Here is a 22,678-nt window from a genome sequence, read left to right as displayed (position 1 = left end):
ACTTTTTTTGCCTTTGTCCATTTTAGCTTTTGTGGATCATGTGCAAAAACACATTACCTTCTTATTATTAGCTGGGTGTGTTTAAACCCAAAACTGAAAGAAAATCTAAGTAGGACTATGTTTTATAAAATTTTAAATGTACAATCGACATTTATATAAAGTAATACGGTTATGTGATTTTTATCGGGGGCCATGAAAGGCATTGTAAGGCTAAAACCCTGGGTGTGCCAACAGCCAAGTTGTGCTGCATGGGCAAAACATGCCATGAATTGGCTTTCTACAAGCCCAAAAGAAAAGGAGAGAAAAGCACCTGCTAGAAATGGGGCGGAGCCCCCTCAACAGATAAATAGATAGGATTAGGAACATTAGTAAAACGGGCTCTTTTGGAACCCGTTTTACCAATGTTCCAGCCCGTAAACCGTACCTTAACCCATAAAAGAAGCTTCATGCAATTCTCCACTTACCAGGCCTTCGTGTTTGACATGAACGGCACCATGATTGAAGATATGTAATTCCACACCCAGGCGTGGCACCAGATTCTGACCAATGACTTGAATGCTACGTTGGCCCAGGATAAGGTACGGGCGCAGATGTACGGCAAAAACAGCGAGGTACTGGCCCGCATCTTTGGCGAAAACCATTTCACAACCCAAGAAGCAGATGCCCTTTCGCTGGAAAAAGAGAAAAGATATCAAAAGGCTTACCAGCCGCACCTGCAACTTACTGCCGGTTTAGATCTGTTTTTGGAAAAAGCGGCCGAAAACTATGAAGCTATTTAGAGATTTTCACTTCCAAAGGATTAAGGAGGCAAAAGTGTTGCGAGAACATTTCAGAGCTAAGCCCCTGACCCTTTGGGATTCATAAGCGAAGATAGGATAGATCGTTGGATAGTCCCCCACCTAAGTGTCGGCAAGGGGGGCCAGGCTACAGTTGAAACCATCAGCGGTAGTGGGTGCCATCCTGTACCGGCCCAAGACTGGGTACCAGTGGCGGGAGCTGCCCGCAAGGGCATTCTTCGGCGGGTCCGGGCTGAGCTGGCAGGGAGTGTACCGCCACTTCAGGAAATGGGCAGCGGGCGGTAGCCTGAGGAAGGCCTGGGCGCAGCCTCTGAAAAGTAGGCGGAGGCTGCTGGACTTGTCGAGCACTCAGCTGGACGGGAGGCAGACGCTCAGTAAGGACGGCGGGGAGCACGTGGGGTACCAGGCAAGAAAAGCGGCCAAAACCTGCAACAGCCTGTCCCTTTCTGACAGCAGGGGAACCCTGCTTGCCGGCAGCGGCCCGCCATGACCTGTACGGGATAGAGAAAATGTTCAGGGAGCTGTGCGGGGTGCCCCAGGAGGCGGGCATCGAGACCGAAGGGCTGTTTCTGAACGCAGCAGTTTTGGCTCGCAAGGGTCCAAGCGCCTGTGCGCTCAGATGAAGATCGAGGCTAGTATTGCCTTCAACCCCAGAATGGGGAGCCGGCGGAGGCCTATGTGTACTTCGACGAGGAGCTCTTCAAAAGAAGGAATGTCATCGGGCATGCAAATGCTTGGCTCGACAGCTTCAAGGCGCTGCTCATCAGGTTTGAGACCAAGGCACAGCATTGGTTAACGCTACATTTACTGGCTTTCGCAGTGCTCTTCATCAGGGAAATAACTAAAAGTGAGAAACTCTAAACAGCTTCAAGGAAAAAAATCTTCTTTCTACAGGCAGATCCAAATCATTCCATAATTGGCCATAGTTGACCGGCACCTGCCCCCGCCCCGAAAAAAGACCTTCCGTTTAGGGCTGTTTCTAGGAAATCAGCCCTAAACGGAAGGTCAGAAGTTAAGGGGAAGGGTTGGGGCTCCTAAGTTCTAGTTTTCTACAATAAAAACTTCTCCGGGTTGGGGATGAATTTCAGGAAGGCCTGGAAGTTGTCATAATACTTTTCTTTGTCAAGCTTAAAGTAGAAAGCGCCTTTGCGGGAGTTTTCCTTGTCTTTTTCTTCCTGCCGGATGAGCAGCTCCGTGGAAAGTACTTTCCGGCTGAAGTTACGTTTGTCAAAGGTGGTGTCGTAGAGCTTCTCGTAAAGGGTTTGCAGTTGGGGCAAGGTGAACTTCTCAGGGAGCAGCTCAAACAGAATGGGGTGCAGGGCGGCTTTGTACCTTAACCTCATTTTGGCCATCTCCACCATTTGCTCGTGGTCAAAAATAAGGTTGGGCATCTCGTTCAGCAGAAACCACTCAGCATGGTAGTCAGAACTAATCTGGGCCTCGTATTTCTGGATATCAATAAGGGCGAAGTAAGGCACTGCAATGGTACGCTCCACCGGGTCACGGGTAGGTTCGCTGAAAGCCGCTATTTGCTCCAGATATACCCCCTCCAGACCGGTCAGCTGCTTCAGAACGCGCTGGGCGCCAACTTCAAGGCTTTCGTTGGGCTGAATGAAACCGCCCATAAGGCTCCACTTCTGTTTCTGGGGCGCAAAACCGCGCTGAATCAGCAGCAGTTTAAAATTTTCGCCGTCAAACCCAAAGATGATACAGTCTACTGCAACCAGAAACCTGGTTTGACCCACATATTTCATTTTACTCGTAAGTGCTCTTACATCAAAATCTACTGTCTCGGGCATATTACGCTTTTTTTGACTCAAAGCACCAGGCAAACCAACTGGGGTCCATGGCTTTGAAAAGTGGTAATGCCTTCCTGCCTTTTCCGCGGTCTGCGCAAGAAACGATTAACAGGAAAGCGAATATTGAAATAATAGGCAATTATCAACCAAGGCCAAGGGATTTAATTCATCTCCCTTCTCCCCGCTCACATCCAAAAAGGACCTCATATCCGGTCAATTCCAAGTTATCCGGAATTGTTTCAGGCCTGTTTTCTGAAAAACAGGCCTGAAACTCAGAGTGGCCAACCCTGACACCAGGTCCAAAATCAGTTACTTCGCAGAGAATTTATGCACGGTGGTGGTGTTATACGTTTGCCCTGGCTTCAACACGGTAGAAGGGAAAGCCGGCTGGTTAGGAGAATCCGGGAAGTGCTGGGTCTCTAAACAGAAAGCAGTTCTAAACTCATCTTTCACGTTTGTTTTGAGGGTATGTGATCCTTCCATGAAGTTGCCGCTGTAAAACTGGATACCTGGCTCCTGCGTGCGGATTTCCATAGTGATGCCGCTCTTGTCACCAGTTACAGTAGCGGCTAATTTCATCTCCTTGCCTGCGTTTCCGCCAGTCAGGACATAGTTGTGGTCATAACCGTTACCGAATTTCAACTGTTGGTTTTGCTCTTTGATTCTAGACCCGATAGTTGTTGGCTGCTGGAAGTCAAATGGAGTGCCAGCCACCGGCTCAATACCCGTTGGGATCAAGGTGGAATCTACCGGGTTGTAACGGTCAGCGTTTATCTGCAAGGTGTGTCCCAGAATGTCGCCACTTCCCTCACCGTTCAGGTTGAAGAACGTATGGTTGGTGAGGTTCACATGGGTGGCTTTATCTGTAGTGGCCTGGTAATTCACCGTCAATTCATTCTCGTCGGTGAGGGTGTAGGTCACTTTTACATTCAGGTTACCTGGGTAGCCTTCTTCCATGTCTTTTGAAAGGTAGGTCAGCTCCAGGGTTTTGTCGTCTACTTGTTTGGCATCCCAAACCACCCGTGAGAAACCTTTCACGCCACCGTGCAAATGGTTCGCACCGTTGTTCGTGGCTAAGGTGTATTCTTTCCCTTCCAGATTGAATTTGCCTTTGGCAATACGGTTTCCGTAACGGCCAATAGTAGCCCCAAAGAACGTATCAGCGCCTTCGGTATAATCCTCTACGTTGGCAAACCCGATGGACACATCCGTCAGCTTGCCATTCTTATCCGGCACTAGAAGGCTTACCACACGCCCACCGTAGTTGGTGATGGCCGCCTGAACGTTGTTCTTGTTTTTGAGTACAAACAGATCAGTCTGTTTACCGTCTATGGTCTTCTGGAAATCAGCGCGGGCAGGTAGTTTCACTTCGTTGGCAGTGTTTGAGGTTTGGTTTTCTGTGTTAGCAGTTTCCTTGTTCCCAGCGTTCTGATTACAGGCGCTCACCAATAGCATTGAAGCTACAAGTAACGTGGAAACAGGTCTTAATACGTATTTCATAGATGAGTTATAGGGTTAAACAGATTATTTTTTGAAGGTAAGAGTTTTTCACAGGATTTCTACCCAGAGCAAAGATTACCAGACTACTGCGCTAGTGCTACTATTGGCCACTGGTCTTTGTCCCAGGCAAGTTTCTCCACCCTTAATTTAGGCCTTCCGTTTTGAGCAGCGTCATACCCATGGAAGATGATGTAATCTGTTTTGTCAAAGGTATAGACCGAGTTGTGCCCTACCCCATTCCAATTTTCATTTCCTTCCAGCAGAATGGTGCCTCCGCCCGCATCCATGGCCACTCCTTTTTTATCCAAGTAAGGTCCTTGCACGGTTTTAGAGCGTCCCACTATCATTTTGTAGTCACTATTAGCACCTTTGCAGCAGTAGTCAATAGAAGCAAACAGGTAATAATAGCCATTTTTCTCAAAAATAAAGGGTGCCTCAATGGCGTTTCCTCCCGCTTCGGCTGGGTTTCCTGGCAAAGGAGCCGGATTAGTTTGCAGCGTCAACCCTTTTTTGCGGCTGGCAATGGTCGGTATTTTTGAGATGTCCTCGGCCACGCTCAGGCGGTCTTTGCTCATTTTCACCAGCTTTAGCCCGCCCCAGAAAGACCCAAAGCTCATCCAGGCCGTCCCGTTTTTATCAGTGATGATGTTTGGGTCAATGGCATTCCAATTGGTTTGCCCCGGTACAGACTCAATGACTTTGCCGTGGTCTACCCACTTGAAGTTAGGATTCTGCGGATCTAGGGTAGTGTTAGTCGCGACTCCAATGGCAGAAGTATTCTTCCCGAAGGCTGAGATAGAGTAGTACAGGTAATATTTCCCGTTGTAGAAACTGATGTCCGGCGCCCAGATGTGGTTATTCCTGAAACCAGCAACAGCCTTGGTAGCCCACTCAGGTGCTGAGGCAAACACAGGAGCTTCCATTTTCCAGTTCTGCATGTCTGTAGAAGACCATACCGAGATGCCGTTCCCCGTGCTAAATAGGTAATACGTGTTTCCCTGCTTCGCCATCACTGGATCATGCACGGTGATGTTGCTCATTGGTCGCACCTCTCCCACCTGCTGTCCCCGTGGTGGCGTTTGCGCTGGAGCAGCTGGGGTTGGAGCAGCAGCGGCGGTTGAAGGAGCTGCCGGCGTAGAAGCGGCGGCAGTTGCAGCTGGGGTGGTGGAGGTTGCTTGCTTTGTCTGGGCACAGCCACCTGCTGCTAACAGCACTAAGAGAAGATAAAGACCTTTACTTGTATGTTTCATGATTGTTTGTTTTCATTTAGAGGCTGCTTTGGCAAAATTTGCCTTTAAACAGCGCTTTTAATTTGGTTTTTTATACACCCACACAGAGGAGGTCAGAAGGATACTGTTCCTTAGAACACCATTACAAAGCCACCATTCGGTTTCAGATCCACAGTGGTTTTCCCGTTGGCGGCAATCTCCACCGCTTTCTGCTGCATGCCGGAAGCTTCATTGCTGTCAGTGATGAAGGAGCCTTTTTTGCCTTTCAGGAAAGACAAATCAAGTACCATGCTTTTGGCGGTGTTCTCACCGTTAATGCCTGCCACGTACCACTTGCCGTTCGCTTGCCGGGCCATGACCACCTGCTTGCCAGGATAGCCGTCAATAAACTTAGAGTCTTCCCACACAGCAGGCACTTCCTTAAGGAAACCCTGTACATATGCTGGTTGCTTTGCCATACCTTGCGGAATCTCCACGTAATGCTGGATTCCTGAAACAAACAGCACCGACAACGCCAGCTCAAAGCCTTTGGTCGTTTTGCGGGTGATTCTTGGAATCTGGTCTAAATTCACCGGCGTGAAATCCATAGGATCAAAAACGTTACGGGCGAACGGAATCACCGTGGCGTGGGCAGCCTCTTCATCGGCGTTCTGCTGCTCAAAGGTGATGAACTCAAAGCCCTTAATAGACTCCATGGTCATGAGGTTAGGATAGGTGCGTTGCCAGCCCCGGGGCAAGGTACAACCGTGAAAATTCACCAGCAGTTTGTTCTCCGCAGCATCTTTCAAGATGTCATTGTAGTACTGCATCACGCTCTGTCCATCGCCGCCAAAGAAGTCAATCTTTACGCCTTTGATGCCCATGTCGCGCAGTCTGGCAAATTCTTGCATGCGGCTTTCATGGATAAGCATTTTATCTCTGGGGGTGTACGGCGCCGTGTTCCAAGCACCAGCGGAGTTGTACCACAGCAACAAACCTACGTTCTTGGCTTTAGCGTAATCAGCCAGTTCTTTTACTTTAGCATAGCCTATCTTCTTGTCCCAATCGGCATCAATGAGCGTATAGGCCCAGTTCATGCGGGCCGCGTAATCAATAAACCGCTTCTGCACATCATATACCGTAGAATCATCCTTCAGCAAAGCCCAACTCCAAGCTGATTTGCCGGGCTTGATGAAGCTTTGATCTAGGTTTATGGCTGGTTTTGCCAAATCGGTGCCTAATGTAGACTCCGCAATGGTTTTCAGAGAGCCCACGGCAATAATGCGCCAAGGCGTGTACCAAGGCAATTCAGACTCTGGATTCACTACGCCATTAGGCATCTTTTCAGCCTCCTGCGGAAAGGCAAGCTGGTATTCGCCGCCCGGTGCATTCTGCGCCAACCGGGAACCACAGTAACTTCCGTCCGGAGCCGACTCCGTGATCAAGGCCCAGTTCTCGCCATTCTGAAATAGCGCCGGGAACACCCAACCGGCTTTGATAGGCGACGGGGTGCCCACCGGAATGCCTTTCAGGTAATATTCTTCATACGAAGGGTTGGTGCTCTCCCAACCAGTCTTGGCATCAGACATGGGTTGCAACCAGCCTTTGGCGCTCTCCGGAAATTTGAAAGAAGTAAACTCCTGGTTGATCTTCTTTTTCTCTCCGCTTTGGCCCGGGAAGAAATACCGGAAGGCCACGCCATCATCAGACACTTGGAAAATGACATCCATCTGCTGCCCCTGGGCATTCTTTAAATGGAAAGTGCGTTTGTTTGCGCGGTAGGAGTTCTTTCTGCGTTTAGCCGTCAGAATCTCGTAATCGTCCTTTACCGACTCCACCTTTGAAACCGATTCCAAGGCCAAACCTCTGGTCAGGTCAGCGTCTTCCATGCGTACTCCCAATTTAGAGTCTTGCAGCACAGGAGCGCCGTTGCGGGTGATGGCATAAGTGGCGCCCTGGTCTGCGGCAAGGCTGAACCGCACGGCAATGCTTTTATCTGGGCTTTCCAGCGTATACTCCTTTTCCATGGCAGAACTACTAGGGCTACTGCTTTTCTGCGAACAAGAAACCAACACCAGCAGCCCGAAGGCAACTAAGATGTACTGGCACTTCCTGAATACAGATCTATTTTGTTTACGTGGTAGGGACATGTACATTTCTTTTAACTGGGAGAAGCGCTTAAAGGCTAGTTTTTAGAAAGAGGCGGTCATCTGCGCTTTTAGACATCTCGGCTAAGATATACTTCCGTGCCTAATGCAAGCTTCAGGAAAGTCACGGCAATAAATCTGCGTCACAGAAGAAAAACAAAAAGCGTTTACAAGCTGAATTACTCAAAACAGCCTGTAAACGCCCCGATCCTCTTACTTTTTGTTAAGGCTGTACTGCCCCTCGTTTGGCGTCACTTTTACCTTAATCACGTTCACTGAGTAAGGTTCCAGCGATAACTTCACGCGTTTGTTTTTCACTTGTACTGTTTGCTGCACCGGGCTGATGGCCGTAGGATTGGCAAAGGAGTTCATCTGCTCCAGGTTGTTGCTTCTCAGTTTCTGCACTGTGCCTTTACTTTGCGTACTTTTCACGCCATCCAGAACAAATTCTCCGTCCTGCGCTTTGTCTGACGTGTTCACCACTTTTAAGATCAGTTCGTTTGTTTTCTGATTAAGGCTGGCGGAAGCGAACAGTTTATCTTGGCCGGTCACGTTAGCATTGTTGCGCTGAATAGGCACCAGGTGCGTACCTACGTTTGTAGAGAATAGCTTTTGCACGTAGTAGTTGGGTGTCCCGAAGGATTGCAGGTTGTTCACCCAGATCATGTCTGGGGTCCACTGCCAGCCTTCTTCGTGGGCGAACAATGGCGCGTAGGAAGCCATTACCACTACATCGGCGTTGCGCTCCAGGCCGGTCATGAACGCGGCTTCGGAGAGGGCACCTTTCCAGTTGTTCTTGTTATCCGGGCTAGCAATGGCTACCGTCTGAGATGCGTATTCACCGGCAAAGATCTTAGGACCTTTGCGGTCATAGTTGTCATAGCGTGTCACGTTTTCCTGGAACCATTCCGGGGCGCGGTAATAATGCTCATCAATGATATCAGCGTTGAGGCTGCGCATGGTTTTATTCAGGTAATCAAACTCAGGGCCATCCGGGAACGGCCCGGTGGTGGTGATTAGCTTTACGTCTGGGTATTTCGCACGCAGGGCTCTCTCAAATATTTTGTAGCGCTCTACGTACTGCTCGCCCCATTGCTCATTACCCACGCCTAAGTATTTCAGGTTGAACGGAGCCGGGTGCCCCATCTCGGCTCTGATTTTACCCCACTCAGAAGTAGCAGGTCCGTTGGCAAACTCAATTAAATCCAAGGCATCTTGGATGTAAGGATCCAGTTGGTCCAAAGGCACCACCTCACCGGTGTTGAACTGGCAAGCCATGCCGCAGTTAAGAATTGGAAGCGGCGCGGCTCCAATGTCCTCGGCTAACTGGAAGTACTCAAAAAAGCCTAGCCCGAACGTCTGGAAATAATCTGGCGTGTGGCGGTGCTTGAACTCGGTGTTCCAGCGGTTGACCAAGGTGGCACGGTTCGCTACCTCACCAATAGTTTTCTTCCACTGGAAACGTTCATCCAGAGTACGGCCTTCCACGATACAACCTCCAGGGAAACGCAGGAAACCCGGCTTCATGTCGGCTAATAACTGTACCATGTCGGCACGGAGGCCGTTAGGACGTTGCTTCCAGGTGTTCTTAGGAAACAAAGAAATCATATCCAGGTCTACCGTGCCTTTTCCCTGGGCCACCACTTGCAAGAGGGCTTTCGGGTCTGTACCCGTAGCCGTAATGCTGGCCTTGTATTCTTTCCAGTCGGCTCCAGTTGGGGTGATGGTGGCAGCGCCTAGTTTTTCACCTTTAGCAGTAAGCAACTCTACCACTACCGGCATAGCGCTGCTGCCTTGTTGGCGCGCCATTACCGTGAAGTTGTATTGCTCGCCTTTCTTGATGCCCATGCCCCGGAAGCCTTCGTTCAAAACGCCGTAGCCTCCCTGGTCTGACTTAGAGGTCAAGCGAAGGAACCTGCGGTTGGCCCCGTTCAGCTCACCCCGGTTGTGCACCAGCAAGGTACCTTCAGCATTGTTTTGCTTTTGTTCTTTCCAACCCATTAAAGGCGTATCAAACTCAAAAGAACGGTTCTTCACTAACTCAGCGTAGATACCGCCATCGGCACCCAGGTTAATGTCTTCAAAGAAGATTCCGTACATGGTGGGAGCTATTTCGCCATACACCTGGTCTGCTTTTACCTGGAAAGTCTTCACAGAGGGAACGGTCTGCGCCGATAGATTGAAAGCCATCATACAGCCTGCAGCCAGGGCAACAAAAGAAAAAGGTTTGTGCTTCATGGGGTTCAATTAAAAGGGATTCTCAATCTTAAATATTTAAAAGGCAGCATGATTAGCTGCTTTAAATGCGTTTGCAGGTGATTTACTTCATTAATCTTACTTCGTAAATTCCGGCTGTGGAGGAACCTTCGTTTGCCTTAAATTTCACATTCAAAGTATTATTAGCGGCTTTGGTCAACACCTCCGCAGGAATATCATATTCCACGTCCACAAACTTGTCGCCGCCGGAGCCATCGGTCACCACGGTTTTTACCAGTTTGTCATTGATCAATATTTGGAAGTTGCGGCCTTTATCTGCCCCGAAGTAAGTTATTCGAAGTTTGCGAGGCCCCTGGCCTTTGTTCTTTAGGTTATAGCTGAACCAACCCTGGGCATGACGCCAATGGCGGTCTCTATGAACGCCGGTTTCTGTGCGCTCACCCTGGAACCCATGATCTGATTCTGGTTGCTGCTCACCCGGCGCCACCTGGTCTACCGTGCGCTCGGCCAGAGCCAACTGCTCTCTTTCTTTTTCTTTGATGGCAGCCTTACGGGCCTCCAAACCTTCTGGGGTAGTGACCGGAAAATACACCATGTAGCGGGCATCATGAATCTGATAGAAAGGCACCAATTCCAACTTGTGCCCAGCATTTTGATTTGCCACTCCAGACAAGGTGAAGGTAAAAGACTTGTTAGATACCGGAGAAAGATGCGCTGTTAAGTCTTTCTGAGTAGATACCAACAAAGGCGCCTCTTCCAGTGAATACAAAGGGCCATTGGCCACATGCCCCATGCGACTACCATCGGCTAACAAGCCAGGCAGGTCTGATTTACTGGTTACTGCAGCCAATACAATAGGGCCATGCACGAAGGAAACCCAGGGAGAATTGTCTGGAAGGTATTCGGCTTTGGTTTCCATAGGCAACTGCACCGTCACTACGTCACCAGATTTCCATTTGCGTTCAATGCCCACGTAGCCGTTGGTGGCGGTGTTTGGGCTTACTTCTTTTCCGTTCACGAGCACTTTTAGCTGATCACCTTTTAGCCATTCAGGCTTCCGGATGTAGAACGTGAATTTGTTGGCTCTTTTTAACTTCAGCTTCACCTCTGTTTTCTCCTCAAAGGGGAAAGAGGTGGTCTGGGTTAACGTGAGACCTTTCTCCTTCCACTCCAGTTCTGACGGGATGAAAAGGTTCAGGTACAAAGCTTTGTTTGTGTGTGAGTAGATGAGTTCGCCGTATTTGCCGTGGTTCTCCAGACCCGAACCTACACAGCACCAAAAATCTTCCTGCGGGTTTGAATACACCCGGTAGTGTTGCGGGCGCATGGACGTGAAGTACACGAAACCGCCTTTGGTAGGGTGCTGTGAGGAGAGGATATGGTTATAAAGTGCTCGCTCATAGTAGTTCAGGTAACTGGCCGAAGCGCTGTTCAAATACAACTGCTTCGTGAGTTTGAGCATGTTGTAGGTGTTGCACGTCTCGGGGCCTTCCTTGCTTTCCATCATGGAAGTAAAGTTGTTGGCCGGATGGAAGTGCTCGCTCACGCTGTTCCCGCCAATAGACACCGTGCGGTTATTTACTACCGTTTTCCAAAAGAAATCAGCGGCGTTGGTCCACGTTTTGTCTCTGGAAACCTCGGCTACCCGCTGGTACCCAATCACCTTCGGGATTTGAGTATTGGCGTGCATTCCGTTCAGGTGGTCTTTGCCTTGCAGCAAGGGGTTGAGCACCGATGTTTGGGAAAACCGCTTCGCGAGGGCTAAGTATTTCTGGTCACCGGTAATCTCCGCTACATCTGCAAACACCTCGTTCATGCCGCCGTGCTCGCTGCGCAACATGTCCTGGATTTGGGCATCGGTGAGGTTAGCCGTCACATCTGAAAACCAGTCGGTGAGTTTGATGATCATACCCTTGGCCTTCTCGTTTCCGGCAAACCAGTAGGCATCGCGCAGTCCCGAGTAGGTTTTATGGATGTTGTACAAAGGCACCCACTTCTTGTTCAATGAAAAGCTTCCGGCATCTATCTTTCCGGCTTTGATTTCCTGCCACATCTGCTTCCCACCAGGTGTTCCGCCCAGATAACCGTCACCGCTTTTCTGCTGGCAAGCTTCCAAAGCATCTACCATGTAGTTAATCCGCCGCAGCAATTCTGGGTTACCTGTTGAGGCATACATTAGAGACAAGGCCGAAAGGTAATGCCCGCCAATGTGTCCGTCCAGCCCGGTGTTTTCCCAGTTTCCGTAGTTCTCCGCTTTCGGCTGGATTTTTGCTTCTTTCTGAAAAGGAGCTAATAAACGGTCCATGTCCAAGGCCAGCATGTACTTAAGGTCGGTCTGCTGCGCCTGCTTAAACGGGCTGTCCAGCAACCGCACTGATTCCAGCGGAAAAGACTGCATACTTCCCTGCTGCCCCAGACATAGTGCCGGGCTTAACACAAAAAACAAAATACCTAAGAGTTTTCCTTTCATCTGAGGGTAACCGTCTTACTACCAAAAAGGCCTTAATTCAAGGCTGTTGTCAATTTTATTAGGATCGTTTTAGCTTTGTTTTGAATAAGTTAAGGCTAAAACGCACTAGTGTTTTTTTTAATTATTGCTTTTTCTTCAGCCAAATGGCCACGCCGCCTCCGTTCAATCCGGTCATGACCACTGTAGACTCTCTTTTATTTTCCCAGTCTCTTTCTCTTGACACGTGTACTTTGTCCACGAACATGCCCCCAGCCCAGCGCAGGGTCAGCCAGGGCGCATCATACGTCCAGGTGTTGTTGGCATCTCCGTTGATAAGGCCGTTCGGCGTTAAGGTGGTGGTAAAGGCCTCAGAAAAGTTAGGGTCGGTCTGTTCGTTTCCGAAGCCAGGCACCACAGACTGCAGCAATACAATCTGCTCGTATTCACCCGGTATGTCCGCGGCAGTAACAGGGGGCTGCGCTACGTTGGCATAGCGCTCCGGGGAAACCACGGGCCAGCCTTCGGGCGTCCAGAACATTTTGCGTACGTGCATCACCATAAAGGCGGGGTCAACCCCAGGTCTGCCCTGGTGGGCCATGTAATACTGTCCGTTGTCCTGGAAAACAGCCGGGTGCGATACGCCCTGCCAGCCGCCGTGGCCCATAAACTTGTACGGCGACAGAATCATGGGCACGTTGTCGGCCTGGTTGTCTACGTTCACACCGTTCCAGTCCAGAAACGGGCCGGTCGGGCTGGTAGACCGGTAAACCCGCACGTTGTATTTGGTAGAAAGCCAGTCATACGAAACAAACAGATAGTACATCTTGGTCTGCTCGTTGTAGATAAGCTCAGGGCCTTCCAGATTGCCGTTCGTGTTGTTGTTGGTTCTTCCGCGACGGGCAATGCGCACGCCTTTGTCGCCGGAATTCTGGGCTAGGCCGGTAGCTGGGTTCAGTTGCAATTCAAACAAACCATCCCAGGACGACCCATACACCATGTAGTGCTGGCCAGAGGGGGTCACCACCACTGAGGGGTCAATGGCATTGGTACCGGGTCCGATGTTGACAGAGGTAACTGCCAGGCCTTTCTCTACCCAGGGCCCCAATGGCGAGTTAGAAGTCAGCAACCCGATGGCACTGGTTTTGCCTACTTCTGCCGCAAGGGAGTAGTAAAGGCGGAACTCGCTGCCCACCTTCATGATGTAAGGAGCCCACAAGCCCTTGACCGGCGTAGCGCCGTTGGAGGTAATATGCTGCACACCCATAGCTGGCAAGCCGTTCAGGGCCCAGCCAACATACTGCCATTGCACCAGATCCTTGGACCTGCGCACCATAATACCCACGTGGGGGGCGGCCCCGTAGGCAACGTCTGTGCTGTATGAGTAAAACCATTCGCCATCTTTCAGGATAGACGGGTCATGAAGGTTATAGGGCCCCCAACGCCCAGATAAAGAGATAGGGGCTAAGTGACCATAGGTATCCGTCAGTTCGTTGAGGTTAAATGGTTTTTCCTCAGAAGGACCTGGCTTATTTGCCGGCGAAGGTTCTTCGTCTTCTTTACAGGAGCTCAGAAAAACTGCGGCAAGTAACGCAAGCGTTAAAAACGGTCTGAAAAAAGCAGGTTTCATGTTTTCTTCAATTATATAAATTTTTATTAGTTGCCATAAGGGCAATTATCAGGACAACCTGACCTCACTCCTGCTACCCAATGAGAGGAGCCCTTCTGTTTGGTTTATTTTCAAAGGCATTTTCTACTCCTCACCTCTACATCAACTTTAGATACTTTATACTAATGCATATCAAGTCTTGGTAATTAGCACCTTCTCCAATTAACCTCTCTGTTGTTTTCACCCTTAACTCTTTGCAACTTCAAATAAGTCTTTTGTAAGACATGTTAGACTCCAACACCATTTCCATAACCTGACGCCAAATTAGAAACCATGGTGGGAGGGTTAATCAGGCTCTTTTAAAAGAAACTTTCTAATTTGGTTTTATAAATGTAATAAATACACTTATATTTATTGCAAGTTTTTGAATAAATAATCTTTCATTTTAAATTATAGCAGAGAAATACCCCAAAAACCTACCGCAAGTATGAAGAACACAATCCTGAGTTTCCTCCTTCTCTTAGGCACTTTAAGCTCCTATGGGCAAAACACGGCCACGCTTACCGTACCCGCCAAACCAGACAGAATCATTAGCAGACACATCTATGGTCATTTTGCCGAGCACTTAGGCCGCTGTATTTATGGCGGATTTTATGTTGGCGAGAACAACAACAAAATTCCAAACAAGGACGGCGTACGGCTAGACGTGGTTGATGCTTTAAAAAAACTGAAAATACCTAACCTGCGCTGGCCCGGCGGCTGCTTCGCTGATACTTACCATTGGAAAGATGGGATTGGGCCGAAAGATAAACGGCCTACTATCGTGAATACCTGGTGGGGGGGCGTTACCGAGAACAACAGCTTCGGGACGCATGATTTCCTGAACATGTGCGAATTGTTAGGCACCGAGCCTTACCTGGCGGGCAACATGGCCACCGGCGGGGTGCAGGAACTGGCTGATTGGGTGCAGTACACCAACTTTGCAGGCGTAAGCCCTATGTCTAAGCTCCGCAGGGAAAATGGCCGGGATAAGCCCTGGAATGTGAAGTACTGGGGAATTGGCAACGAGGCTTGGGGCTGCGGCGGCAACATGACTCCCGAATACTATGCGAACGAATACCGCAAGTACGCCACCTTCGTGTCTGATTGGACCAACTCCAGCGGAATATTCCGGATAGCCTCCGGCGCCAACTCCGCTGATTACAACTGGACCGAGGCCATCATGAGGATTGTGCCTAAGAACCTGATTGAAGGGATGGCTTTGCACCACTACTCCGTTATCAAATGGGATAAAAAAGGCCCGTCAACCACCTTCAACGAGCAGCAGTACTTTAGCACCATGAAAAGTGCGCTCTTTATGGAAGAATTAATTCAGAAGCACAGCGCCATCATGGACAAATATGATCCTGAGAAAAAAGTAGCCTTAGTGGTAGACGAATGGGGCGGTTGGTATGACGTGGAGCCTGGCACCAACCCTGGTTTTCTGTACCAGCAGAACACCATGCGTGATGCCATGATTGCTGGTTCTACCCTGAACATTTTTAACAACCATTCAGACCGCGTGCGCATGGCCAACCTGGCGCAGGCAATTAATGTTCTGCAGGCCGTTATCTTAACTGATGAGGAGAAAATGCTGTTGACTCCTACCTACCACGTGATGGAGATGTACAACGTGCACCAGGACGCTACTTACCTTCCGTTAACCGTAAAAAGCACCGATTACACCCTTGGCAACGAAAAACTGACAGCCGTAAATGGGTCTGCTTCAAAAGACAAGAACGGCCTTACGCATGTTTCCCTGGTGAACATTGATCCTAAAAAGAAGCAGGAAGTTTCGATCAACATTGAAGGAGCTAACTACAAGTCTGTTTCTGGCCGTATTCTTTCTTCCAAAAACCTGCAAGACCACAACACGTTTGCCAAACCAAACCTTATCACCCCAACTGCTTTCAAAGGTGCCAAACTAAAAGGGAACACCCTAAATGTGGAAATACCTCCGTTTTCGGTGGTAGTTCTTGAAATGAAGTAAAAAAACAGGTATCTGCAACTACTTGGTAAGGCAGAAAGAACACTCTTTCTAGCCTTACCAAGTAGTTCTTATTTCAGGCTTTACCCGATGCCCTTTTATTTGAACAGCATAGTTGCTCTTTTCAATTAGTAGTTACTCTTCCACAAAGAGACTTGAGTTGCATTCTGGCTTCAAGTTTGTTTTCAGAAAAGGAGATTAAAAACGGCATTCGGTCCTCTTGATTTAATCACCCACAGTTTCACAAGCATGAAAAATCTATTATCCTTTCGCTTTTGTTTCTCCAAAGTTGCCGGACTTGCCGCTGCATTGGTTGCTTGTACCCTCTCCGGCACGTCGGCCTCAGCTCAAAGCCCCGCTGATACTACCATCAGAGCAACAAGCAACCCCATTTTCACCCACAAATATACGGCTGACCCAGCGGCATTGGTCTACAAAGACAAGGTATACTTGTATGCAGGCCATGATGAGGCACCGGCCCGCAGGGAAGGGTATGTCATGAATGAATGGCTGGTCTTTTCTTCGCCAGACATGGTCACCTGGACGGAGCATAAGAGTCCTTTGAAACCAACTGACTTTGCCTGGGCAAAAGGCGAAGCATGGGCCTCGCACGTGATAGAGCGGGACGGAAAATTTTATTGGTTCTCTACCGTGGAGCATGCCACCATCAAGGGCAAAGCCATTGGGGTAGCAGTATCAGATAATCCTATTGGTCCGTTCAAAGACGCCCGGGGCTCTGCGCTTATCACCAATGACATGACCACCGACACCAAAATTAGCTGGGATGACATTGATCCGGCTGTTTTTATTGATGACAACGGACAAGCCTATATTTTCTGGGGTAACACTGTCCTGCACTACGCCAAGCTGAAGAAGAACATGGTTGAATTGGATGGCCCTATTAAAACCATCAAGCTCCCTCACTTTACTGAAGCCCCGTGGGTACACAAACATAAAGGCATGTACTACCTGTCCTATGCGTATCAGTTTCCAGAGAAAACAGCTTATGCCATGAGCAAGAACATTGAGGGCCCGTGGGAGTACAAAGGCATCCTGAATGAATTGGCTGGCAATTCCAACACAAACCACCAGGCCATTATTGACTTCAAAGGCAAATCATACTTCATCTATCACAACGGGGCCATTCCAACAGATGGCGGAAGTTTCAGAAGATCTGTCTGCATTGACTACCTTGACTACAACAAAGATGGCACCATGAAAAGAGTAGTCATGACTTCCGAAGGTATAAAGCCAGCCAAGTAACTTTCGTTATGGCTCGCAAATCAATTTTTTATAAAATAAAGTCAAAGGCCTGCTTATAAGTCCTTTTCGCAAAAAGCCCTTCAAAACAGCATGAAGACTTTGGTCTTTCTCAGCTGATTTGAAGGGCTTTTGATGTAAATAGATTTTTTGATCAACTCCGTTCAAGCACCTTAGGGGCGGAATCTTCCTCTTTTCCAGAACTCACCAAATGCCTGAGCGTCTCCTCATAGTTTTTATGAGTGGTACCTAGCCATTCATCCCAAAACCGGAAATACAATCCATAATTTCCTTTGAAGAACTTGTGGCGCATGTTGTGGTTAGTTGAGGTGTTTAGCCATTTTCCATAGCGGCTGTTCACAAGCCAGTGTGGGTACACTTCATACCCCAAATGGCCATATACATTGTACACCGTCATCAACAGCAAGAACACCACAATTGCCAATGGATGTATAGGAATGAGCAACGCCACCACAAAGATGATCCCGCCCTCAACCACTGCCTCCAAAGGACTAAACGAGAAAGCAGCCCACGGCGAAGGGTTCACAGATTTATGATGTGTTAAATGAAACAGCTTGAATAATTTTGGATGGTGCATGAACCGGTGAGTCCAATAAAAATACGTGTCATGAATCACTAATGCCAATAATACACTTACCGCAAAGTAAGTCCATCCATAAGAAGACACCTCGGTATACACCTGTGTGTAGGGCAACACAACCTCAGAAGACAGCACCACTCCATACCATGCAAACACCAGAAAGGTAAAGAAGGAATACCCCACCTCCCTTGTATAGTCTTTCCGCTTGGGAAACAAAGCCTGTATTTTCCTCTTCGCAAACTTTGCTTAAGGAAGATATAAAACAACAAGTAGGCTACTCCCGCTATGAAGAGGTAACGGGCCGCTAATACCGCATAGAAAAGCCAAAATTGCGCACTCATCATTACGAAAACTAAAAATGGAGGAACATGGCAACACTATAAGCTACTCTCATAAAAACATTTCTATGCTGCCCGAAAGTTTATTTTAAGCATGTAATGTGCAAACATCTTTCACTCTTTATTATACCTACTCTCCTTTAATCTGGATAGAAATGGCAGAGACGATTAAGTATGGTAATTGCTCTCAACCTCTTTACTTAATCAAACTGAGATACTTGGCATGATACAAGACCTAAACCTTAAAAAGAGCTTTAAAGGTGAAATATGAAAATTGAATCCAAAGAGAACAGGAGTCAAAGTAATCACATTCTCACGATAAATAGCGTTGTGTTTGTATATTAAGAAATGAAATTGCTGAGGATATCAGGAACGAGTTATTTAAAATCCTTTTGATCTAACCTGTCTCCGACATTCATGCAATACTTTTATTCTTTAAGGAATTTTTGGTGAAAACATACCTACGGCTTGACCTCTTCTTTTCCTTTCTATTGAGTATTGCCAACTGCAGCAGTACCAATGACACAATCAAAATAGACACCCCTGTCAATACAGAGCCTTCAAAAAAGCTTGTTATTCCTATAATTAATGAAGCATCAGGAATTGCAGACAGCAAGACCTTGCCAGGACATCTTTGGGTTCAGGAAGACAGCGGCAATCCGGCCCAATTGATCCTATTAAACCACAATGGAAAAGTGGTTAAAAAGATACCCATCAAAGGAGTTAAAAACCGTGATTGGGAGGACATGGCCTTGGTTGGCAACCAACTTTATTTAGCTGACATTGGAGATAACGCCAAAGTTGCTAAGGAGTACTTCATCTACCATTTCAAGGAGCCAACCTCCTCTACTGACACAGTTGGAAATGTCTCCGTTATCCGCTACAAATACCCAGATGGCTCCCATGATGCCGAAGCTTTTCTAATTGACCCCAAAACGAAGAATATCCTGCTTATCACTAAAACTGATACCCTGTCCAGAGTCTTCAAGCTCACCTACCCATTTGCGCCCTCCATGAACGAAGCAAAGCTAGTGGGTACCTTATCCTATCCCTATGTGGTGAGCGCCGCCCTTTCTCCTAACGGAAAAGAGGCTATCGTAAAAACCTATGGAGCTTTATACCATTACAAACAGAAGTCGAACGAATCTTTGGAAACGTACCTTTTGAAAGGTCCATTCAAATCTCTTCCATACCACATTGAACCTCAGGGGGAGTCTGTCACGTTTTCCGCCACAAATTCTGGCTATTTCACCTTAAGTGAGAAAGGCTTAGCAGCAGCTGTGAACCTTTACTTTTACGGAAGGGAGTAACGATGTTTGTAAGAAGTAGGCTACTACTCGTCTATTGAAGCATTTTCTATCAAATAATCTAAAAACAATAAAGCCCTGCTGATTCTAATCAGCAGGGCTTTATTGTTTTGAATAAGTACCAGGAGCGGGAATCGAACCCGCACTTCCTAATGGAAACAAGATTTTAAGTCTTGCGTGTCTACCAGTTCCACCATCCCGGCAACCTCGTCTTTTTACAAAGACGAAATAAGCAGATAAAGAAAAGACGTTACCGGAGTAACGTCTTTTATCTTTGAGCGAAAGACGGGGTTCGAACCCGCGACCTCGACCTTGGCAAGGTCGCGCTCTACCAACTGAGCTACTTTCGCGTTTTCTAATTCGCTGTTTGAATTAGTGATACAAAGGTAAGCACAAAAATTACGAAGTCAAGTATTGATCCAAAAAAAATCTTCACAAAAAACCAATCCTTCTGAAAATCAGGGAGAAATTTTTCATCAATTTCTTTGTCTAGACCTATTGAAGGGCAGTTTTCTAAAACTAAGACTAAATCAGTTTCCTAGTGAATGATGGGTTGTAAGTTAGACTCTAATCTTATTGCCTATGGTTCGGCGGTTTACCTCTTTCCAACATTGACAAAAGAGGGGAGCCCGTTTCTTAACCGTTTTAGGTAAAACAGCTGAGAAACGGGCTCCCGAAAACTTCACTTCATAGGTAAACCTGATAGTTACTTACACCTTTTCCTTCTTTCCATCTACCAGCATCTTCAACTCATTCAGTTTGAGCAAGGCTTCTACCGGAGTGATAGTGTTGATATCTAGTTTTTCAAACACCTCTTTGATACGCACCAACTGCGGGTCATTTAATTCAAACATGCTGAGCTGATAGGGCTGTTTGGGAAGGCTTTTCAGAGTTTCCTGCGGATCCTGGTGCGGGTGGCTAATCTTTTCCTGCTCTAAATGGTGCATGATTTCATTCGCCCTGATCACAACGCTGTTAGGCATCCCGGCCATTTGGGCCACCTGAATCCCGAAGCTATGGGCACTCCCGCCTTCTATAAGCTTGCGCATGAACAGAATCTTGCCGTTACTTTCCTTCACGCTCACGTTGAAATTACGAACCCTTGGAAAATCTTCTGTCAGTTGGTTCAACTCATGATAGTGGGTGGCGAAAAGCGTTTTGGCTCGTCCTTTTGGTGCATTATGGAGGTGCTCTACAATGGCCCAGGCAATGGAAATACCGTCATAGGTGCTGGTTCCTCGGCCAATCTCATCCATAAGCACGAGACTCCGCTCAGAGAGGTTGTTTAAGATACTGGCTGTCTCAGTCATCTCCACCATAAATGTACTTTCGCCACGGGAGAGGTTATCTGAGGCGCCTACGCGGGTGAAGATTTTATCAATCACCCCAATTTGGGCAGCCTCGGCAGGTACAAAAGAGCCAATTTGCGCCATGAGCACGATCAAAGCAGTTTGCCGAAGCAAAGCGCTTTTACCGGCCATGTTGGGCCCGGTGATGATGATCACCTGTTGGTCATCGTTGTCTAACCTGATATCATTGGGCACATACCGCTCTCCGGGAGGCAGCTGCTTTTCAATGACTGGGTGACGGCCTTGCGTAATGTTGAGAATGGTGCTTTCGTTCACCTCAGGCTTCACGTAGTTGTTCTGGGTGGCCAGTTGGGAAAAGTTGGCCAAGCAGTCCAGCATACCCAGTGCTTTGGCGTTTTGCTGAATCTGCGGCACAAACTCGGCGGCACTAAGGACAAGCTCGTTGAAGATGCGCTGCTCGATGACGTACAACCGGTCCTCGGCGTGCAGAATCTTCTCTTCGTAGGTTTTTAGTTCCTCGGTGATATAGCGCTCCGCATTGACAAGGGTCTGCTTCCGCATCCAGGTGCTGGGCACTTTGTCTTTGTGGGCGTGCGTCACTTCCAAATAATAGCCAAATACTTTGTTAAAAGCGATCTTTAGGGAAGTGATGCCTGTGTTCTGGATTTCGCGCTGCTGAATCTGTAACAGGTAATCTTTACCTGAGAACGCAATGGCGCGCAGCTCATCCAATTCCGCATCAATGCCTGTTTGCACCATATTGCCCTGGTTTGTGAGCATGGGCGCATCGGGTTTCAGGATGGACTGGATCTCATCACGAATGGATTCGCAAGGCAGCAATTGGTCAGAAAGTTTCTGCAGAGCCGGCACCCCACTTACTGCCAGTAGCTCCTTAATAGGCAATGTTGCCTCTAGCGCTCGGGCAAGTTGCAGCAGTTCACGCGGATTTACCCGGCGCACTGCTACCTTGGAAATAAGTCGTTCCAAGTCGCTGATCTGTTTTAAGTAGTGGTGAATGTCCTGTAGCAAATCCGGAAGGGCTTGCAGGGCCTCTACTGTATCCAACCTTCGTTTTATCTGGGCCACGTCTTTCAGGGGTAATACCAACCACTTGCGCAGCAGCCGACCACCCATAGGGGTAATGGTGGAATCCAGGACGTCAATCAACGGTACGCCTTCAGGGTGCTGCGGGTAAATCAACTCCAGGTTGCGCACGGTAAAGCGATCTAACCAGACGTACCGGTCTTCTTCCAACCGACCCAAGGCCGTGATATGGCGCATGTCATGGTGCTGGGTTTCTGCGAGGTAATGCAGGATGGCTCCGGCTGCCGTGATCCCTTCGGTCAAAGCTTCCACCCCAAACCCTTTCAACGTCTTTGTGTTGAATTGTTTGGTAAGAGCCTCCAACGCGAAATCATAGTTGTACACCCATTCATCTAGGGCGTAATGGCAAATATCTCCCCCAAACGTCTGGAAGAAAGACTCTTTTTTACCTTTACAGAAAAGCACCTCGGCGGGGCTGAAATTCTGCAGAAGCTTGGCGGCATATCCGGCATCACCCTGCGCTAACAGGAACTCACCGGTGGAGGCATCCAGCAAGGCAATCCCCATCTGGTCTTTGCCAAAGTGGAGCGAAGCCAAGTAGTTATTCCGCTTCTGCTCCAGCACCTGGTCGTTGAAAGAAACCCCGGGAGTTACTAGTTCGGTCACCCCCCGCTTTACAATACCTTTTACCGTTTTGGGGTCTTCCAGCTGGTCACAGATGGCCACTCTTTCCCCGGCACGCACCAGTTTGGGCAAATACGTGTCCAGAGAATGATGCGGGAACCCCGCCAAGGCCGTCTCTGAGGCCGATCCGTTCCCACGCTTGGTAAGCATAATCCCCAGGATCTTGCTGGCCTTGATGGCATCTTCCCCGAAGGTCTCGTAAAAGTCCCCTACCCTGAAGAGCAAAAGAGCCCCCGGGTGCTTTGCCTTGATGGCATTATATTGTTTCATCAGCGGCGTAGCGCTGAATTCTGCGGTTTTGGTCAAAGCTTACTCTGCTAATTTTTTTTAAGGTATTCTGCAACCAGATAACGGAAGTTCTTACCACCTCGCCCCTTAGAATGCA

General features: G+C 48.3%; 14 protein-coding genes and 2 tRNA genes. 5 read left to right on the top strand and 11 right to left on the bottom strand.

Going from position 1 to position 22,678, the window contains the following annotated elements; all coding sequences use genetic code 11:
• Positions 1–551 precede the first annotated feature (551 nt).
• Both DC20_RS10865 and DC20_RS23405 read left to right on the top strand, forming a co-directional pair.
• Positions 552–779, top strand: coding sequence for a hypothetical protein (locus DC20_RS10865; protein WP_062543849.1), 228 nt, complete (start codon positions 552–554; stop codon positions 777–779).
• A gap of 124 nt (positions 780–903) precedes the next feature.
• Entirely contained in the window at positions 904–1,287 is a 384-nt protein-coding gene (locus DC20_RS23405) for a transposase (protein WP_083470302.1), read from the top strand.
• Positions 1,288–1,846: 559 nt separating this feature from the next.
• On the opposite strand, the gene DC20_RS10855 is transcribed toward DC20_RS23405, so the two are convergent.
• From DC20_RS10855 to DC20_RS10825, 7 genes are all read right to left on the bottom strand, one after another.
• Entirely contained in the window at positions 1,847–2,596 is a 750-nt protein-coding gene (locus tag DC20_RS10855) for an NUDIX hydrolase (protein ID WP_245652194.1), read from the bottom strand.
• 309 nt (positions 2,597–2,905) lie between these two features.
• Entirely contained in the window at positions 2,906–4,096 is a 1,191-nt protein-coding gene (locus DC20_RS10850) for an aldose epimerase family protein (RefSeq protein ID WP_062543846.1), read from the bottom strand.
• Positions 4,097–4,179: 83 nt separating this feature from the next.
• The gene (locus tag DC20_RS10845) at positions 4,180–5,346 is read right to left on the bottom strand and encodes an arabinan endo-1,5-alpha-L-arabinosidase (protein WP_245652193.1); all 1,167 of its coding nucleotides are present in this window, start codon (positions 5,344–5,346) and stop codon (positions 4,180–4,182) included.
• Between the two features lie 110 nt (positions 5,347–5,456).
• Positions 5,457–7,454 carry a glycoside hydrolase family 97 protein gene (locus DC20_RS10840; protein WP_083470445.1) on the bottom strand — a complete coding sequence of 666 codons (1,998 nt, stop codon included), beginning with the start codon at positions 7,452–7,454 and terminating at the stop codon, positions 5,457–5,459.
• 210 nt (positions 7,455–7,664) lie between these two features.
• Positions 7,665–9,689, bottom strand: coding sequence for an alpha-L-arabinofuranosidase C-terminal domain-containing protein (locus tag DC20_RS10835; protein WP_062543844.1), 2,025 nt, complete (start codon positions 9,687–9,689; stop codon positions 7,665–7,667).
• Between the two features lie 82 nt (positions 9,690–9,771).
• Positions 9,772–12,138 (bottom strand): glycoside hydrolase family 127 protein, encoded by a 2,367-nt coding sequence (locus tag DC20_RS10830; protein WP_062543843.1) that lies wholly within the window; start codon positions 12,136–12,138, stop codon positions 9,772–9,774.
• 121 nt (positions 12,139–12,259) lie between these two features.
• Positions 12,260–13,744 (bottom strand): arabinan endo-1,5-alpha-L-arabinosidase, encoded by a 1,485-nt coding sequence (locus tag DC20_RS10825; protein ID WP_062543842.1) that lies wholly within the window; start codon positions 13,742–13,744, stop codon positions 12,260–12,262.
• 466 nt (positions 13,745–14,210) lie between these two features.
• Between DC20_RS10825 and DC20_RS10820 the strand changes: the two genes are divergently transcribed.
• Both DC20_RS10820 and DC20_RS10815 read left to right on the top strand, forming a co-directional pair.
• Positions 14,211–15,752 carry an alpha-N-arabinofuranosidase gene (locus DC20_RS10820; RefSeq protein WP_062543841.1) on the top strand — a complete coding sequence of 514 codons (1,542 nt, stop codon included), beginning with the start codon at positions 14,211–14,213 and terminating at the stop codon, positions 15,750–15,752.
• Between the two features lie 246 nt (positions 15,753–15,998).
• Positions 15,999–17,012: a glycoside hydrolase family 43 protein gene (locus DC20_RS10815; RefSeq protein ID WP_083470301.1), complete on the top strand. Its 1,014-nt coding sequence runs from the start codon at positions 15,999–16,001 to the stop codon at positions 17,010–17,012.
• A gap of 151 nt (positions 17,013–17,163) precedes the next feature.
• Here the strand turns inward: DC20_RS10815 and DC20_RS10810 are convergent, their stop codons facing one another.
• Positions 17,164–17,793: a sterol desaturase family protein gene (locus DC20_RS10810; protein WP_169788179.1), complete on the bottom strand. Its 630-nt coding sequence runs from the start codon at positions 17,791–17,793 to the stop codon at positions 17,164–17,166.
• 604 nt (positions 17,794–18,397) lie between these two features.
• Here DC20_RS10810 and DC20_RS10805 point away from each other — a divergent pair.
• Positions 18,398–19,258: an SdiA-regulated/phytase-like domain-containing protein gene (locus DC20_RS10805; protein WP_071885598.1), complete on the top strand. Its 861-nt coding sequence runs from the start codon at positions 18,398–18,400 to the stop codon at positions 19,256–19,258.
• Positions 19,259–19,374: 116 nt separating this feature from the next.
• On the opposite strand, the gene DC20_RS10800 is transcribed toward DC20_RS10805, so the two are convergent.
• From DC20_RS10800 to mutS, 3 genes are all read right to left on the bottom strand, one after another.
• Positions 19,375–19,458 (bottom strand) — tRNA-Leu (locus DC20_RS10800).
• Between the two features lie 74 nt (positions 19,459–19,532).
• Positions 19,533–19,605, bottom strand: a tRNA-Gly gene (locus DC20_RS10795).
• Between the two features lie 360 nt (positions 19,606–19,965).
• The gene (gene mutS / locus DC20_RS10790; protein ID WP_062545915.1) at positions 19,966–22,563 is read right to left on the bottom strand and encodes a DNA mismatch repair protein MutS; all 2,598 of its coding nucleotides are present in this window, start codon (positions 22,561–22,563) and stop codon (positions 19,966–19,968) included.
• Positions 22,564–22,678 lie beyond the last annotated feature (115 nt).

Origin of the sequence: Rufibacter tibetensis (assembly GCF_001310085.1) — a bacterium.
Taxonomy (GTDB): Bacteria; Bacteroidota; Bacteroidia; order Cytophagales; family Hymenobacteraceae; genus Nibribacter; species Nibribacter tibetensis.
This window is presented reverse-complemented; position numbering and strand designations above follow the sequence as displayed.